The sequence below is a fragment of the Marilutibacter chinensis genome, from assembly GCF_021725675.1.
Classification (GTDB): domain Bacteria; phylum Pseudomonadota; class Gammaproteobacteria; order Xanthomonadales; family Xanthomonadaceae; genus Marilutibacter; species Marilutibacter chinensis.
Genome location: NZ_JAKJPO010000005.1, coordinates 186,395 through 201,410, shown reverse-complemented (window position 1 = coordinate 201,410; position 15,016 = coordinate 186,395). Strand labels below are relative to the sequence as shown.

Genomic DNA, 15,016 nt, shown 5'->3' with positions numbered 1-15,016 from the left:
CATCCTGACCGGGCAGAACGGGGCGTCTGTTCTCGGCGCACGTGGCCACGAGCGGGTGTGCGGGATGCGCCGCGGAATCCATCCATGCAAACCCTTCCGGAACTTCCGTGTTTCGGAAAGGCCTGCAGCATGGCCGGTCGCGTCCAGGTACCTTCCGGGAGACGCGTCCCTGCTTCGGCATGAATGATGGAATGAACACCGAAGACCCCATCGTCGCCACCCGCCGCTGGCTGGAACGGGCGGTGATCGGCCTTAACCTGTGTCCGTTCGCCAAGGCCGTCCATGCGAAGCGGCAGATCCGCTACGTGCACAGTCCCGCGCGGACGCCGGAGGCGCTGCTGGAACAGCTCGCCGACGAGCTGCGCTTCCTGCATGCGGCCAATCCGGACACGGTCGACACCACCTTGCTGGTGCACCCACAGGTACTGGGTGATTTCCTCGAGTTCAACGATTTCCTCGACGACGCCGACGCGCTGCTCGCCCGGCTCGACCTCGAGGGGGAGATCCAGGTCGCCAGCTTCCACCCCGATTACCGGTTCGCAGGCACCGGGCCGGACGAGATCGGCAATTTCACCAACCGCGCGCCGTATCCGACCCTGCACCTGCTGCGCGAGGCCAGCATCGACCGCGCGATCGCCGCCTACCCGGATCCGGACGTGATCGTCGAACGCAACATCGCGACGCTGGAGGCACTCGGGATCGGCGGCTGGCGCGAGCTGATGAGGCCCTAGCGTCCCGTAGGACCGCCACGATCCGGATCACGCCTCGCCTGCGGCCATCCGTCGGTCGTTCTCAGCCCAGCGCCGGCTCGATCAGCGCGCGCGCCTCGTCGAGGCTGGCGACGATGCGGTGGCCGAGTGCGCGCACCGCGGCGTCGGGTACGACCAGGTCCGGAACCTGGATCGGGGTCATCCCGGCAGCGAGTGCGGCGCGCACCCCGGGAACCGAGTCCTCCAGCACCACGCAGCGCGCGGGCTCGACCCGCAGGCGCTCGGCCGCGAGCAGGTAGATGTCCGGCGCCGGCTTGGATTCGCGCACCTCGTCGCCGGTGACCACGGTTTCGAAGTAACGCTGCAGGCCGCAGCGGTCTAGCTTCTGTTCGGTACGCCAGCGGTGGGTCGAGGTCACTACCGCGCGTGGCAGACCGACGCCGTCGATCCAGTCGAGGATGCGCCGCGTGCCCGGCCGCAGCGGCAACCCGGCCTCCACCCGCTGGCCATACAGTTCGCCCAGGCGAGCGCCCAGCGCCTCGGCCTGGTCGGCCTGCAGGCGGTCGTGCAGCATCTGCCGGCAGACCTTGTCGGACAGGCCGATCATCGACAGCCAGAGATCGTCGTCCAGTGCCAGCCGCAGCTCCGCCGCGGCTTGGCGCCAGCATTCGAGCAGGCTGCGCTCGCTTTCGATCATCAGCCCGTCCATGTCGAACAGCACCGCCGCGGGACGGAAGCCGATCGCGGGAACCGCGATGACCGGAGCCGCGTCGGCATCGATGCAGGTATCCATCAGTTCTCGTCTCCGAACAATCGTGCCAGATCGCCGACGTCCAGCTGCCGCCACTGGCCTTCGGCAAGCCCGCCGAGTCCGAGGCCACCGATGCAGCTGCGATGCAGCGCCTCGACGTGGTTGCCGACCGCGGCGAACATCCGCCGCACCTGATGATAGCGGCCCTCGGTCAGCGTCAGCCGCGCGTGCCGGGAGTCGAGCGTTTCCAGCGCCGCGGGCGCCAGCGGCGTGGTCTCCGATTCCAGCATCAGCGTGCCGCTGGCGAAGGCCGCGCCCTCGTCGCCGCGCAGGTCGCGCGCCAGCCGCACCTCGTAGACCTTGGCCAGCTTCGACTTCGGCGAAATGATCCGATGCAGCAATGCGCCGTCGTCCGTCATCAGCAGCAGGCCGGTGGTATCGCGGTCGAGTCGTCCGACCGTCGACAGCGTGGGCGAACGCAGGCGGAAGCGCAGCGGCAGCAGATCGGACACGATCCTGCCGGGGTCGCGGGTCGAGCAGGTGTAGCCGACCGGTTTGTGCAGCATCAGCACCAGACCGGCCGGCGGATCGAGCGGCGCGCCGTCGACGCGCACGTCCGCGTGATCGACCCTGTCGTCGGCGTACAGCACCTCGCCCGCGGAGTCGGTGATGCGGCCCTCGCGGAACATCGCCGCGACCTGCTTGCGGCTGCCGTAGCCGAGATTGGCGATCAGCCTGACCAGCTTCATGCGGTATCCCGGTGGCGTCCGCGGGCCATCGGCGGCGCTTTGCGCCTGCGGTGGACGGTCACTGCCGGGCCATGCGTGCCCGGGCGTGCAGCGGCACGACGAACGCCTGCTTGGTCGCCTCTAGACACGCGCCTTTTCTCCCTCGACCACCTTGAAGCCGTCGCGCTGCGCATGCACGCGCAGCGTTCCGAATGCTGCGCCCAGGGCTTCCTCGTACGGCAGGTGGCGGTTGGCGACCATCCACAGCCGCCCGCCGGGCCGCAACGCGTCGGCGGCGACCTGGATGAAGCGGCGGCCGATGTCGGGACGATCGCCGCGACCCTGGGCATGGAACGGCGGATTCATCACGATGGTGTCGAAGCCACTGGGCACACCGCCGGTCACGTCGTGCCAGTGGAAGCCGACCGGTATCCGCGCATCGGCAAGGTTGCGGCGCGCCAGCTCCAGCGCGCGCGCCTCGGCCTCGTACAGCTCGATGGCAGTGACGCCGGGGCAGCGCTCCAGCAGCGCCTGCGCCAGGATTCCGATTCCGGCGCCGAGGTCGGCGGTGCGCCCGGCCAGATCACCCGGCAGGTGTTCGATCAGCAACACCGACGCGGCATCGATACGGTCCCACGCGAACACGCCCGGACGACTGAGCAGACGCCCTCCGGCGACCGGCCGCACCGCGTCCAGAGCGAGCCACTGCTCGAGCAGCGCGGCGTCGGCGGGACCATCCAGCGGCGCGGTCCAGAACGCACGGCACTTGTGCTTGCTCAGCGAACCGCCCGGCCCCGCCAGCCGGCGCAGGTCGTCCTCCGCCGACTTCGCACCCTCGTTGTTCGGCACGCAGGCAAGCACGCGCCCACCCGGAGTGCAGGCCGCGACCGCGCGCGCCAGCAAGGCACGCGACTCGCTGCGCTGGCGCGGCGGCAGCGCCATCACCAGCGGAAGCCGCCCGGCATCGGCGCCCTCCGGATTGCGCAGCACCAGCCCGGAACGCTCCAGGCGCTCAGCCTCCGGCCGATAGCTCTGCTCGCAGACCAGCCCCGGCAGGGCCCGCCGATGCAGCGGATAGCCGTCGCGGGCCCGCAGGAACAACACCGCGCCGTCGCCGGGCCAGGACAACAGCCCCGACTCGAACGGCAGCATCAGGGTGGCGAGAGCGTTGTCCGTGGTGGCGTCGCGCATGGGCTGGAAATGCATGGGGGTGCGGCGATTCTAAACGCCGCATCCCCACACAGCGCTCAACCGTCCAGTTCGCGCAGGGTCACCGATGGCGGTGCGTCGAGGACGCGCCGGGTCGCATATAGCCCGGCCAGCACTGCCGCCGCGATGCCGGTCGCCGCACCGACCGCGGCCATGCCCCAGTCCGCCTGCCACGGCAGGTCGAATACCCTGACCGCGATCACGCCCGACAGCACCGACGCCGCGATCGCCGCGACCGCGCCGGACAGCAGCCCGATCGCCGCGAACTCCGACGCCTGCGCCAGCCTCAGCTGGCGGCGGCTGCCGCCGAGCGCACGCATCACCGCACCTTCCTGCATGCGCTCGTCCTGGCTGGCGGTCACTGCCGCCATCAGCACCAGGACACCGGCGGCCAGCGAGAAATAGAACACCACGCGCACCACCGTGGAGACCTGGTCGGCGGTGCCGCGGACCTGGTCGAGCACGGCGTCGACGTCGATCACCGACAGGTTCGGGAACGCGCGTACCAGCTCGGCGGTGAAACGCGTCCGCTCCGGCGGCACGCTGACCGCGGTGATGTGGCTGGCCGGATAACCGTCGAGCGCACCCGGCGACGCGACCACGAAGAAGTTCGGACGGAAGCTCTCCCAGTCCACGCCGCGCAGGCTGGTGATCGTCGCCTCGAACGGCTGTCCGGCGACGTCGAAGCCGATCCGGTCGCCGACCTCCCAACCCAGATCGTTGGCGAAGTCCTCCTCCACCGACAGCTCGGGTTTCTCCGTCGGCCCGGACCAGAAACGCCCCGCGGTGACCTTGTTGTCGTCGCGCAACGCCGTTTCCGTCGACAGATTGAAGGTGCGTTCGGCCATGCGTTCGGCGCGTCCGCCGCGATCGGCGTAGTCCTCGCCGGTAACCGGCTCGCCGTCGTGCGACACCAGCCGCGCGCGCACCATCGGGTACAGGGTGGGCGCATCGACGCCCTGGTCCGCGATGAATCCGCGCACCGCCTCGAGCTGGTCCGCCTGCACGTTGATGATGAACCGGTTCGGCGCGTCCGCCTCCAGCGCCAGCTGCCAGCGATCGAGCAGGTCGGTGCGGACGAATGTCAGCAGCAGCAACGCCATCAGGCCGAGCCCGAGCGCGGCGACCTGGGCGATGCTGGTGCCGGCATGGCGACTGACGTTGGCCAGGCCGTAGCGCAGGCTGCCACGCAGGCGTCCGCGCAGCCGTCGCACGACCACGATCAATGTCCAGGCCAGCAGCGCCAGCACCGCGAACGCACCGAGCAGGCCGCCCAGCATCGCCAGCGCCAGCGTCGCCGAGCCGGCCTGCCACCACAGCAGCGCGGCCAGACCGGCAAGGCCGGACAGCGCGACCAGCCAGGCCGCCGGCTCGACCCGGTCGAGGTCGCGGCGCAGTACCCGCAGTGCCGACACCCGCCGCAACGCCAGTACAGGCGGCGCTCCGAACGCGAGCAGCACCACCAGTCCGACCGCGAAGCCGCGCAGCACCGGCCAGAACGTCGCCGGTGGGATGTCGACCTCCATCGCGGCCGCCAACCAGTGGGCCACGCCGGCCTGCAGCGCGAATGCGAGCGCAGCGCCGGTCGCGCATGCGGCCAGGCCCAGCATCAGCAGCTCGCCGACGTGCACCGCGACCAGGGTGCGCTGCTGCGCACCCAGGCAACGCATCACCGCGCTGCCGGACAGATGCCGTTCGCTGTGGCGGCGCGCGGCCATCGCCACCGCCACCGCCGCCAGCACCACCGAGACCAGCGCGGCCAGGCCGAGGAAACGACCTGCGCGATCGAGCGAGGAACGCACCTCCGGGCGCGCATCCTGGATCGTCTGCAGACGCTGGCCGCGGCCGAGCGCCGGACGGACGGTGCCGGTGAATGCCTCGACCGCGCCCGGGACGCCCGCGACCACGAGCCGGTAACGGATCCGGCTGCCTTCCTGGACCAGGCCGGTGGCCGGCAGGTCGGCGAGGTTCATGAACACTTTCGGCGCGATGTTGAAGTAGTCGATCGACGCATCCGGCTCCTGGATCACCAACGCATCCAGGCGCAGGCGGCTGTCGCCGACGCCGAGCACGTCGCCAGGACGCGCGTCGAGCCGGTCGGCGCCATTGCGGCTCAGCCACAGGGTGCCGGGCGCGGGGCCGGCGGACACGCTGCGTTCGACACCGCCGGCATCGCGGATCGTGAACGCGCCGCGCAGCGGGTAACCGTCGCCGAGCGCATGCAGTTCGCTGAGCTGCAGGCGCATGTCGTCGCCCTCGCCGACGGTGACCATGCTGTCCAGCTCCAGCGTCTCGGCGCTGCGCAGGCCATCGCGTCCGGCCGCGTCGCGGATCGCACCGCCGATCGGCGCGTCGGCACGAACGACGGCGTCGCCGCCGAGCAGCCGGTTGGCCTCGATCGCCAGTGCGCGCTCGGCACGATCGGTGACGAAACCGACCGAGGTGACCGCCAGCACGGCCAGCACCATCGCCGCGAACAGGATGCGTACGTCTCCGGCACGCAGGTCGCGGCGCAGCTGGCGCCAGGCGAGCGCGAGCGTCCTCATGCGGCCACGCGGATGTCGTCGGCGAGCAGGCGGCCGCTGTCCAGCCGCAACTGGCGGCGGCAGCGCAGGGCCAGATGGTCGTCGTGGGTCACCAGCACCAGCGTGGTACCGGCATCGGCGTTGAGCTCGAACAGCAGCTCGATCACCGCCTGCCCGGTGTGGGTGTCGAGATTGCCGGTCGGCTCGTCGGCGAACAGCAACGAAGGCCGGGTCACGAACGCGCGCGCCAGCGCGACACGCTGCTGCTCGCCGCCGGACAACTGGCGCGGGTAGTGCCCGAGCCGTCCGCCGAGCCCGACCTTTTCCAGGATCGCACGCGCGGGCGGATCGACGTCGCGATCGCCGCGCAGCTCCAGCGGCAACATCACGTTCTCCAGCGCGGTGAGCGAGGGCAGCAACTGGAAATTCTGGAACACGAAGCCGACCTTTTCGCCGCGCACGCGCGCGCGGCCGTCCTCGTCAAGCTCCGACAGCGGTGCCGCGTCGAGCCTGACCTGGCCGCTGCTGGGCACATCGAGCCCGGCCATCAGCGACAGCAGGGTGCTCTTGCCCGAGCCGGAGGCGCCAACGATCGCGACGGTATCGCCATGGGCGATGTCGAAGCCGACCCCGTCGAGGATCGTCAGCTCGCCCGAAGGCAGGACGACACGCTTGCCGAGCCCGGAGACCTGAAGCGCGAATGAGGCGGGAGCCCCGGGGGCGATGGAATCGGCCATGTTCTTCCTTATGCTGGTGTCCACGATCATCTGTCCTCGATCATCGGGAGCATGGATTAAATGTTCTTTAAGACGACTTCGCGCTTCGGGAGGGCGTTCGCGGCCACGATCCGATATGCGGCATCGCCCCGCCGGGTTCAATGTGCCATCGGCTGGGTGGTGGTGCTGTCGTCGTTGCTGGGCCTGGCCCTGCCGGCCGCCGCGCAGGGCAGCGCAAAGGCCGCGACGGCACCGGCCACGACACGCACGGTGCTGGTGATGGGCGACTCGCTGTCGGCCGCGCATGGCCTGGCGGCAGCGGAAGGCTGGGTCGCGCTGACTGCGGCTCGGGTCGCGAAAGTCCGACCGGGCTGGAAGATCGTCAACGCCAGCATCGGCGGCGAAACCACCGCCGGCGGCGCATCGCGGATCGAAGGCGAGCTGCGGCGCCACCGCCCGGCGGTGGTGGTGATCGAGCTGGGCGCCAACGACGGCCTGCGCGGGCTGCCGCTGGCTCAGAGCCGCGCGAATCTCGAGCGCATGATCGATGCAGCGAAGGGGGCCGGCGCACGGGTGCTGCTGATCGGCATGCGGATGCCGCCGAACCTCGGCCGCGCCTACACCGAGGGCTTCGCCGACAACTACGCCGCGCTGGCCCGCGCACATGAACTGGCGTTCGTGCCGTTCCTGCTCGAACCGATCGCGCTGGACCGCGGGGCGTTCCAGGACGACAACCTGCACCCGGTGGCCGCGGCCCAGCCGCGGCTGCGCGATCACGTCTGGCCGGCGCTGGAGCCGCTGCTGGACTGAACCCGGGGCCGGGGCAGTCCTCAAGCCCGGTCCGCGCCCACCGCCGTTCCCGCGCAGCGGCAACCCAGCTGCGCCTTGCAGCGGAACAGATCGATATCGTTGATCCTCAGCGTGTTGCGGCGCCGGCTCACCAGGCCGGCGCGATGCCAGCGCTGCAGTTGCGCGTTGAGCTTGGGACGGCTGGCGTTGATCATCGCCGCGAGGATGCTCTGGGTCGGCGGCAACGTCACCACGAACCGGTCCGGCGATGCCGCGGGCGTGTCGTCCATGCGGTTCAGCAGGTGGCGTGCCAGCCGTGACTCCAGCCGGTGCAGGCACATCGTCTCCAGGCTGTCGACCGCCCGTCGCAGGCGGGTGCACAGCACCGCGTAGGCACGTTCGATCATCGCCGGTTCCGCGACCAGCACGCCGAAGTGGCGCCGCGCCAGCACCAGGACCGTCGCCGGCCCGTAGGCGACGGTGGTGAAACTGCGCCTGCCATGGTCGAGCAGCGCGGTCTCGCCGACGCTTTCGCCGGGCCCGATGCAGTCCACGATCAGTTCCTGCCCCTCGGGCCCGTACAGAATCTTGTAGACGTGGCCGGCAGTCACCACGCCGATGAAATCGCCCGGATCGCTCTTGAAGAACAACGCATCGCCATCTTCGAGCCGGCGCTCGGTCGCATGCCGCGCGACGTGTTCCACGATGTGGTCGGGGAGGCCTGCGAAAAAGGAAGTCGCGGCAATCCGTTGCCGGCGCAGCGCTTCTTCGTTGTCGGCACTGGCTGTCCGGAGGCGGCCGCGGCCACTACCCATGGAGGCGTCCGCCTGCCGACACCGCGGGCGACCGCGCGAACGGGCGCCCTCCGCCTGATCCGGCAGCGATCCGGACCGCATCACCCTGCGCTCCCGCGACCGTCGACGGTCGAGCCGATACCTCTGTCGTCGCGTCCATTTCTGCTTCCCCAATGCTCCTCGATGCCCCTGTCGCGGCCCGCGGGCGCGGGCCCATCGCAGTCACCCGATGGCGCTCCGGCACACGGTGACTGTCGGAGTGGAGTCCACCGTAGCGGCGGACCGCCCGGCGTCGCCATCTCCCTGCAAAGGACTGCGCGACACCGGTTCATCCCAGCATCGCGCAGTTCGGGTCCCGGCCATGATCGGCCGCTGGACTGCAGCGCTTTCGATCGCGGCTTCCTGGACTACAGGCCCTTGGACTGCTGCGGGCTGAACGACTTCAGCACGGTCAGCAGGCTGGTCAGGTTGTCCGCGACGCCGGTCTGGGCGACCTTCTCGGAAGCGCCCGCCGCGGCGGTGGTGTCGACGCTGTAGATCTGCATCACGCCCTGGTTGGTGGCGGCCTGGGACAGCGAGTTCTGCTGCTGCTGCGCCGATACCGAGTTCTCGAACAGGATGCCGGTCGAGTGCGCCATCGTCTGGTACATCGACGCGATCGCCATCGCCGGTGCTTCGCCGACGATCTTGACGTTCGACTGGGTCACCGCATCGGTGATCTGGTTGTTGACGGAGGTGGGATATGCCATTTGACTTCTCCATGTGAATGGCCGGTACGGCCATGGGAATGACGCTCAAACGCGGGCAGCCAGGCCACTTGCGTTCCGCTCGGACCGTTCGGCCGGATCGGCTGGCCGGTCCGGCCGGACTGGTGCATCGGATCTGCCGGTCGGACCCGCCTATCAAGCTGGTCGGTGGGACCGACCGGTCAGCGGAACGCGTTGAGCACGGTCAGCAGACTGGTCAGGTTGTCCGCCACGCCGGTCTGGGCGACCTTCTCGGTGGCGCCGGCCGCGGCGGTGGTGTCGAGGGTGTAGATCTGCATCACGCCCTGGTTGGCGGCGGCCTGCGACAGCGTGTTCTGCTGCTGCTGGGCCGACACGGCGTTCTCGAACAGGATGCCGGTCGAGTGCGCCATGGTCTGGTAGATCGAACTCATCGCGATGGCCGGAGCCTCGCCGACAACCTTGACGTTCGACTGGGTGACAGCATCGGTGATCTGGTCGTTGACCGAAGTTGGGAATGCCATTGCTTCAACTCCTCTTGGGGTTATGCACGGCCGTTGCCGTACGTTTCAGAAAACGTCGCAACCACGCGTTTGTGAAGCACGTTCTCGCGGAATGGCCCGATGGATCGCGAAAGGCACTGCAGGTCCGCTCATGCGCCAGCGCGGCCCTGGCCACGCTTGGCCGAGGCCGCGGCGGACTTCGTCGACGGCGGCTGTGCAGGCGCGGCTTCCGCAGCATGCGCCCGCGGGGACGAGGGCTCCTTTGCGGACGCGTCCGACGACGCCGACAGCGCGGCGAGCGCCTGCTCGAGCTGCTGCGCGAGCAGGCCGAACCGGGTCTGGAACAGCGACTCGACTTCCTTCTTGACCAGGTTGGCCAGGCGATCGGCGATCTGCGTCATCAGCACGTGGCTGGTGGACGACTGTCCCGGATGCAGGCGCGAAGGCCGCAACGAACCCAGATCCTCGGCCTTCTCCAGAAGCCGCAGCAGATCGTGGGTCTCGCTGTCGGCGCCGGCGGCGGCGCGCTCGAGCTGGCGCGTGGCGTCCTCCCTGGCCTGCGAAAGGGTCTGGTCGATCGAACGCTGCCCGGCCCTGACCGCGTCGGCGACCAGCTTCATCGGATCCGGCGTGGCGGGCGGGGACGGCGACAGCCGCATGCCGTCCGCCACCAGCCGCTCGAGGGTATCCCGCTCGGCCTCGGTCAACGTGCGCTTGAGATAGCGCTCGGAGAACTCCAGCACCGCGTTGCGCAGCGGGACATCGACGGTGGGCGCGGTGGGTGCGGGCGGCGACGGGGCCTCGACGGGCGGTACCGGCGGCGGCGGACGCCCCGCATCGGTCCTCTCCGGCGCGCCGCCTGGCTCAGGACTTGTCACGACGGTTCGCCAGCAGATCGGCGTACTTGGCGATGCTCTGATCGATCCGGTCGATCGCGAAGCTCGCCGCTTCCGCCTCCATTGCGCCCGCAGCCGCCGCCACCGCGGCCGCCGCCCCCATCATCACGTCGGTCGCGAGCACGCCTATCGCGTCCTCGGCCGCTTTCTCCAGCTGTTGGCTGACCAGGCTTTCGGTCATGTCCTTGAGCAGCACACCCTGGCTGGCCAGTGCCAGTTTGCTGACGCCGTCGAAATAGCTCGCGGCCGACTGCGCGACCAACCCGGCTGCCTGGCTGATCATCATGTTGGGTCCGATCGCGATCTGGGATGGCGCGTAGGCGGTCGTCTCGGCATTGCTCATCTGCACCGCCTGGACGATCTGCGGATTCAGTGCCGGCACGTCCGGCGGCGCCGCGGTCGACTGGGTCATCAGCCGGTCGGTCATGCGCCCGAAGCTCGAGCGTGGCGGGGGCGGTGCCGGGGGGGCGTCGCCCCCTCCGCCACCGGCTGGGGAGGAAGGGGCTCCGCTCCCGCCCGTGGCTGCACCATCGCTGGCGTTCGAATTCGCGCCCGCGGTTGCATCGTCGCTGACGTTCGCACTCGCACTCGCGGTCGCGCTTCCGTCCGTCGTCGCCGGGTCCGCCGCCGCGGCGGACCCCGGGACAGGAGCCGCCGTGGGCTTCTTCCTGCGCTTGAACCAGAATGCCATCGTGGTCACCTCCCCCTGCTGGCGGCCGATGCATCGACGTCATGCATGCCGATGCCGTGGGTCCGGATCCTGTGCGCGATCACGATTTTTCCCCGATCGCCATGATCAGCGTGGCGGCCTTCGATACCACCGCATTCGATATCTGATTGAGTGCCTGTTGGCTGTGCACCGCGTTCTGCAGCGACAGTCCGGTCGAGTGGCTCGACACCTGGTAGAGCATCGCGATCGCCTGCGCCGGAGCCTCGGCCACGACCTTCACGTTGGTCTGGGTGACGGCGTCGGTGATCTGTGGGTTGACGGGAGGGACGGGTTCGGCCATGGCGCAATCCTTGAGGCGGGGTTGTGGTCGGAATCGGGTAGCCACCGCGCGAACGCCTAACGGTCGCGCGGTGGCCCTGCCCTAACGGGAACGCCCGCTGGACGCGCCTGTGAACGCGGTCAGGCGCGGACTCATATCTCGACGGCCTTGTTCGACTTCGGCTTGCCCTGCGAACTCATGTACTTGCCTTTCTCTACCTGGTCCGCAGGCACGTCGTAGGTCCGCGCGTAGTCGTTCACCGCATCCTGGGTGAACCTGCCCGACTCCTCGTGGCTGACGTGCGGCTGGGTCTGCTTCCGGTAATAGAGGACGCTCGGATGCACCCCCTCGCTCATGGTCTGGGTCATGTACAGCGCCATGTCGGTCTCCTTTGCATTGAACGGGACAGGGGCCGCCGTGCGATGCCCCCTGTGCATGAACGTACGCCGGTCGGCGCTGTGAAGTCCGGACGCTCAGGAAGCATCCTGTCTGCGGCTCCGCAACCGCGAGCGCAGCAGCTGGACCCGCTTGCGCACCAGCGCCTCGCTGACCTTCAGCCGTTCCGCGATCACCGGATACGACAGCTCCTGGACGAACCTGAGACCGAACAGCTGCCGCTGCTCCCGGGTCAGCTGACGGACCGCACGAACGACGCCCTCGAGCTGTTCCTCCAGCTCCAGCCGCTGCATCTGCGAGAGCGCGATCGATCCGGACGCGTGCGTCTGCTCATCCTGCACATCGACCCCATCGTCGATCACCGCGCGCTCGCGCCGTTGCTGGCGGATGCTGTCCAGGAACACGTGCCTCAGCACCACGAACAGAAAGCCATCCGGGTCCGTCATAGCATCGGGCGAGCGCCGCATGAACATCAGCGCCTTGATCGCGGTGGCGGACATCAGGTCGTCCGCGCGGTCCGCATGGCCGTCGGCCAGGCGCCTGGCCCGCCTCAACAACTCCGGACGTGTGCGGTTCCATGCCTCGATGAACATGCGGTCCTCGGAACGCATGGCATTGTTTCGACGTACGCGATCCTGCATCGACAACACTCCATGTCATGTCGGTGATCGCGAGTCTGTGCAGGCCCGGCGAGGAACGCTGTCACCTGGGTGACACCTCGTTGCACCCGATCCGTACCGCCCACGCCCGACGAGCGGCGCTTGCATGCGGCACGATGGCAGCGTATCGTTCGCCGCCTTCCCGTCGGACCGATGCGTCCGACACCTTCCCGAACACTCCTGCAAGGCTTCGTTTCCATGAATTCCGCCAAGCACATCGACAACGGTTTCGCGCTGCGGCCCTCCGGCCTCGGCAGCGGCCGCTGCGTGCAGGGCGGTTTCGATCGCACGATCGAAGCGCGGCGCGAACTGCCGGCCTTGCAGGACTGATCTCCCAACGGGAGGTCGGTCACCCCGACCTCCCGAGGAACGCGAACGCCCTCGGGTCTCCAGCCCGGGGGTGTTTTGTTTTCAGCGTTCGCAAGGGAGCTTTCACCTCTCAAACGATCATCGCGATTGCATCGCGTCTTCCCGAAGCATCCGTATCCGCCGTCAATGCAGGCCGGTGCGAGGCAGGGAATGCCGTGAAGCGCGTGGCGCTGGGTCTGGATGCTTCGGCCCGGGCGGCGACACGATGCGATCGCATAACGGATTGGCGCCTTCGACGAGGCGCCAATGCGGAGCGCCGTTCGATGGCCTCCTGCGGTACGGGCTCGATGTCCCGTCCGGTGCGCGCGGCGATGCCGTGGCGTATGCCCGAGGTCATGCGAAGACGTTCCACGACGGAAGCGATAGCTCAGAGGGAGAGCAGCGGTGCAAGCCGCAGGTCGCGGGTTCGATTCCCGTTCGTTTCGCCACTGGATAGCTCAATTGGTTAGAGCATCGGACGTTTAATCCGAGTGTTGCGGGTTCGATTCCCGCTCCAACAACGACCTGTCACGTCGTTATCACCGGGACGCAAGTCCCTGTCAGGAAACACCCCGTGCGGGGTTTCGCCAGGCGCGGCGCCATCGGTGTCGCGCGCAACGGAACACCGCAGCGGTGGGATCGCCGGGCCCGCGCCCTCGACGCGGCCGGCGGCGACGCATCGGCATCGCGGCAGCCGTATCGCCGTGATGCAGCGAGCTTCGTCGCCCGCTGCCGGCAGCGCGCCGACTCCGCGGCTTCAACGTCAGGGGTGTTTCCATCATTTTTTGCTCTTCTCTCACTTTCGGGGGCAACGATTCCGGAAGGAGCCGCCGACCGGCGGAGTGGAGTCGTAGCTTCGGTGCTTTTCCCCTGGACGCCGGCAACGCATCCAGAAGCCGGTGACCCTGCCTTTGCGGGATCGTCCGCGACATGAATGTCGCGGAAGAGCTCCATGGATGGATTCACGCGTGTCCCGCAAAGGCAGGGTCGGCGGCTTCCTCGCAGATACATCCGCAATCGGGGGGAAGAACCATTTTTCTTGTTCTCGCACGTGCGGAATTTCACAAACAGCATGCGGCAACCGGTCCCCCGCGCATCCAAGCGGACCGGAACACCAGAGCCCACAAGGAGAAATTCCGATGTTCTGGACCAAGAGGGTCGTGATCGGTGACGGCGAGCGCGGCCTGGTGTACCGCAACCGTCAGTTCGAGCAGGTGCTGGCCGCGGGTGTGTACCGCTGGTTCGACCCGTTCGGGAAGATCGAAGTGAAGACGTTCAACATCGCCATGCCGGAGTACGCCGGGCACGATGTGGACGCCCTGATCGCACGCCTGGGCGAGCGCCTGGACGAGGTGTTCGTGCGCGTCGACCTCGCGGCCGATGAAGTCGGTCTGGTCATGCGCAACGGCAAGCTGGAGGACGTGCTCGCACCTGGCATGCGTCGGCTGTACTGGCGTGGTCTGGTCGAGGTGGCGGTGGAACGCGTGTCGCTCGCCGACGGCCTCGAGCTGCGTGCCGACGTGCTGATGCGTCTGCGCCAGCTGGGCCTGTTGTCCAAGGTCGCGGTGGCGGTCGAGGTGCCGGCGGAGTTCGCCGGCCTGGTCTTCATCGACGGCAAGCTCGCGCGCGTGCTCGAGGCCGGCAGCTACGCGTTCTGGAACTTCCGCAAGAACGTGGTGGCGCAGACCCTCGATCTGCGCGTGCAGTCGATGGAGGTCTCGGGCCAGGAGCTGTTGACCCGTGACAAGGTCAGCCTGCGCGTGAACCTCGCCGCCAGCACCCGCGTCACCGACCCGGTTGCGGCCGTGACCCGCGTCGCCAAGTTCGGCGACTACGTCTACCGCGAGCTGCAGTACGGCCTGCGCAAGGCGGTTGCCGCGAAGACGCTGGACGAACTGCTCGGCGACAAGGCTTCACTCGACGCCGACATCTTCGCCTACGTGCGCGGCCGGGTCGGCGAGCTGGGCATCGATGTGCTCGGCGTCGGCGTCAAGGACGTGATCCTGCCGGGCGAGATGAAGGACATCCTCAACGGCGTCGTGCAGGCGGAGAAGTCGGCCCAGGCCAACGTGATCCGCCGTCGCGAGGAGGCGAACGCAACCCGTTCCCTGCTCAACACCGCGAAGCTGATCGAGGAGAACCCGGTGCTGATGCGCCTCAAGGAACTGGAGGCGCTGGAGAAGGTCACCGAGAAGATCGGTTCGATGACCGTGTTCGGCGGCCTGGAAGGCGTGATGAAGGAACTGGTCAGCCTGAAGCCGCCGATCCGGCAGTAACC

The 15,016-nt window shown here is 68.7% G+C and carries 17 protein-coding genes and 2 tRNA genes; 6 read left to right on the top strand and 13 right to left on the bottom strand.

Annotated elements, in window-relative coordinates:
- Positions 1-191: 191 nt before the first annotated feature.
- Positions 192-731, top strand: coding sequence for a DUF1415 domain-containing protein (locus L3V18_RS10885; RefSeq protein WP_237054754.1), 540 nt, complete (start codon positions 192-194; stop codon positions 729-731).
- Between the two features lie 61 nt (positions 732-792).
- Here L3V18_RS10885 and L3V18_RS10880 read toward each other — a convergent pair whose 3' ends face one another.
- From L3V18_RS10880 to L3V18_RS10860, 5 genes are all read right to left on the bottom strand, one after another.
- Positions 793-1,503, bottom strand: coding sequence for an HAD family hydrolase (locus L3V18_RS10880; protein WP_237054752.1), 711 nt, complete (start codon positions 1,501-1,503; stop codon positions 793-795).
- Entirely contained in the window at positions 1,503-2,210 is a 708-nt protein-coding gene (locus tag L3V18_RS10875) for a pseudouridine synthase (RefSeq protein WP_237054750.1), read from the bottom strand. Before L3V18_RS10875 ends, L3V18_RS10880 begins: the two co-directional genes overlap by 1 nt.
- Positions 2,211-2,330: 120 nt before the next feature.
- Positions 2,331-3,395, bottom strand: a complete 1,065-nt coding sequence (locus L3V18_RS10870; RefSeq protein WP_237054748.1) for a class I SAM-dependent methyltransferase — start codon at positions 3,393-3,395, stop codon at positions 2,331-2,333.
- Between the two features lie 41 nt (positions 3,396-3,436).
- Complete coding sequence (locus L3V18_RS10865; protein ID WP_237054746.1) at positions 3,437-5,944, bottom strand: ABC transporter permease; 2,508 nt, start codon at positions 5,942-5,944, stop codon at positions 3,437-3,439.
- Entirely contained in the window at positions 5,941-6,660 is a 720-nt protein-coding gene (locus L3V18_RS10860) for an ABC transporter ATP-binding protein (protein ID WP_237054744.1), read from the bottom strand. Before L3V18_RS10860 ends, L3V18_RS10865 begins: the two co-directional genes overlap by 4 nt.
- A gap of 60 nt (positions 6,661-6,720) precedes the next feature.
- Here L3V18_RS10860 and L3V18_RS10855 point away from each other — a divergent pair, with 60 nt between their 5' ends.
- A complete protein-coding gene (locus L3V18_RS10855; protein ID WP_237054742.1) occupies positions 6,721-7,449 on the top strand; it encodes an arylesterase in 729 nt (242 codons plus the stop codon).
- Between the two features lie 20 nt (positions 7,450-7,469).
- Here L3V18_RS10855 and L3V18_RS10850 read toward each other — a convergent pair whose 3' ends face one another.
- The 8 genes from L3V18_RS10850 to L3V18_RS10815 form a co-directional block, all read right to left on the bottom strand.
- Complete coding sequence (locus L3V18_RS10850) at positions 7,470-8,132, bottom strand: Crp/Fnr family transcriptional regulator (RefSeq protein ID WP_237054741.1); 663 nt, start codon at positions 8,130-8,132, stop codon at positions 7,470-7,472.
- Positions 8,133-8,629: 497 nt separating this feature from the next.
- Complete coding sequence (locus tag L3V18_RS10845) at positions 8,630-8,971, bottom strand: RebB family R body protein (RefSeq protein ID WP_237054739.1); 342 nt, start codon at positions 8,969-8,971, stop codon at positions 8,630-8,632.
- A 179-nt stretch (positions 8,972-9,150) separates the two neighbouring features.
- The gene (locus tag L3V18_RS10840; protein ID WP_237054737.1) at positions 9,151-9,471 is read right to left on the bottom strand and encodes a RebB family R body protein; all 321 of its coding nucleotides are present in this window, start codon (positions 9,469-9,471) and stop codon (positions 9,151-9,153) included.
- 128 nt (positions 9,472-9,599) lie between these two features.
- The gene (locus tag L3V18_RS10835) at positions 9,600-10,328 is read right to left on the bottom strand and encodes a hypothetical protein (RefSeq protein WP_237054735.1); all 729 of its coding nucleotides are present in this window, start codon (positions 10,326-10,328) and stop codon (positions 9,600-9,602) included.
- Entirely contained in the window at positions 10,315-11,037 is a 723-nt protein-coding gene (locus L3V18_RS10830) for a hypothetical protein (protein ID WP_237054734.1), read from the bottom strand. The genes L3V18_RS10835 and L3V18_RS10830 overlap by 14 nt, the downstream gene beginning before the upstream one ends.
- Before the next feature lie 79 nt (positions 11,038-11,116).
- Positions 11,117-11,356 (bottom strand): RebB family R body protein, encoded by a 240-nt coding sequence (locus L3V18_RS10825; protein ID WP_237054732.1) that lies wholly within the window; start codon positions 11,354-11,356, stop codon positions 11,117-11,119.
- A 131-nt stretch (positions 11,357-11,487) separates the two neighbouring features.
- Positions 11,488-11,715, bottom strand: coding sequence for a hypothetical protein (locus tag L3V18_RS10820; RefSeq protein ID WP_237054730.1), 228 nt, complete (start codon positions 11,713-11,715; stop codon positions 11,488-11,490).
- 93 nt (positions 11,716-11,808) lie between these two features.
- On the bottom strand, positions 11,809-12,342 hold the full coding sequence (locus L3V18_RS10815) for an RNA polymerase sigma factor (protein ID WP_237054728.1): 534 nt from the start codon (positions 12,340-12,342) through the stop codon (positions 11,809-11,811).
- Between the two features lie 246 nt (positions 12,343-12,588).
- Here L3V18_RS10815 and L3V18_RS19260 point away from each other — a divergent pair, with 246 nt between their 5' ends.
- From L3V18_RS19260 to L3V18_RS10800, 4 genes are all read left to right on the top strand, one after another.
- Entirely contained in the window at positions 12,589-12,720 is a 132-nt protein-coding gene (locus L3V18_RS19260) for a hypothetical protein (protein WP_255783929.1), read from the top strand.
- 395 nt (positions 12,721-13,115) lie between these two features.
- Positions 13,116-13,187, top strand: a tRNA-OTHER gene (locus tag L3V18_RS10810).
- 1 nt (position 13,188) lies between these two features.
- Positions 13,189-13,256, top strand: a tRNA-Lys gene (locus L3V18_RS10805).
- A gap of 621 nt (positions 13,257-13,877) precedes the next feature.
- Positions 13,878-15,014, top strand: a complete 1,137-nt coding sequence (locus L3V18_RS10800) for a slipin family protein (protein WP_237054726.1) — start codon at positions 13,878-13,880, stop codon at positions 15,012-15,014.
- Positions 15,015-15,016 lie beyond the last annotated feature (2 nt).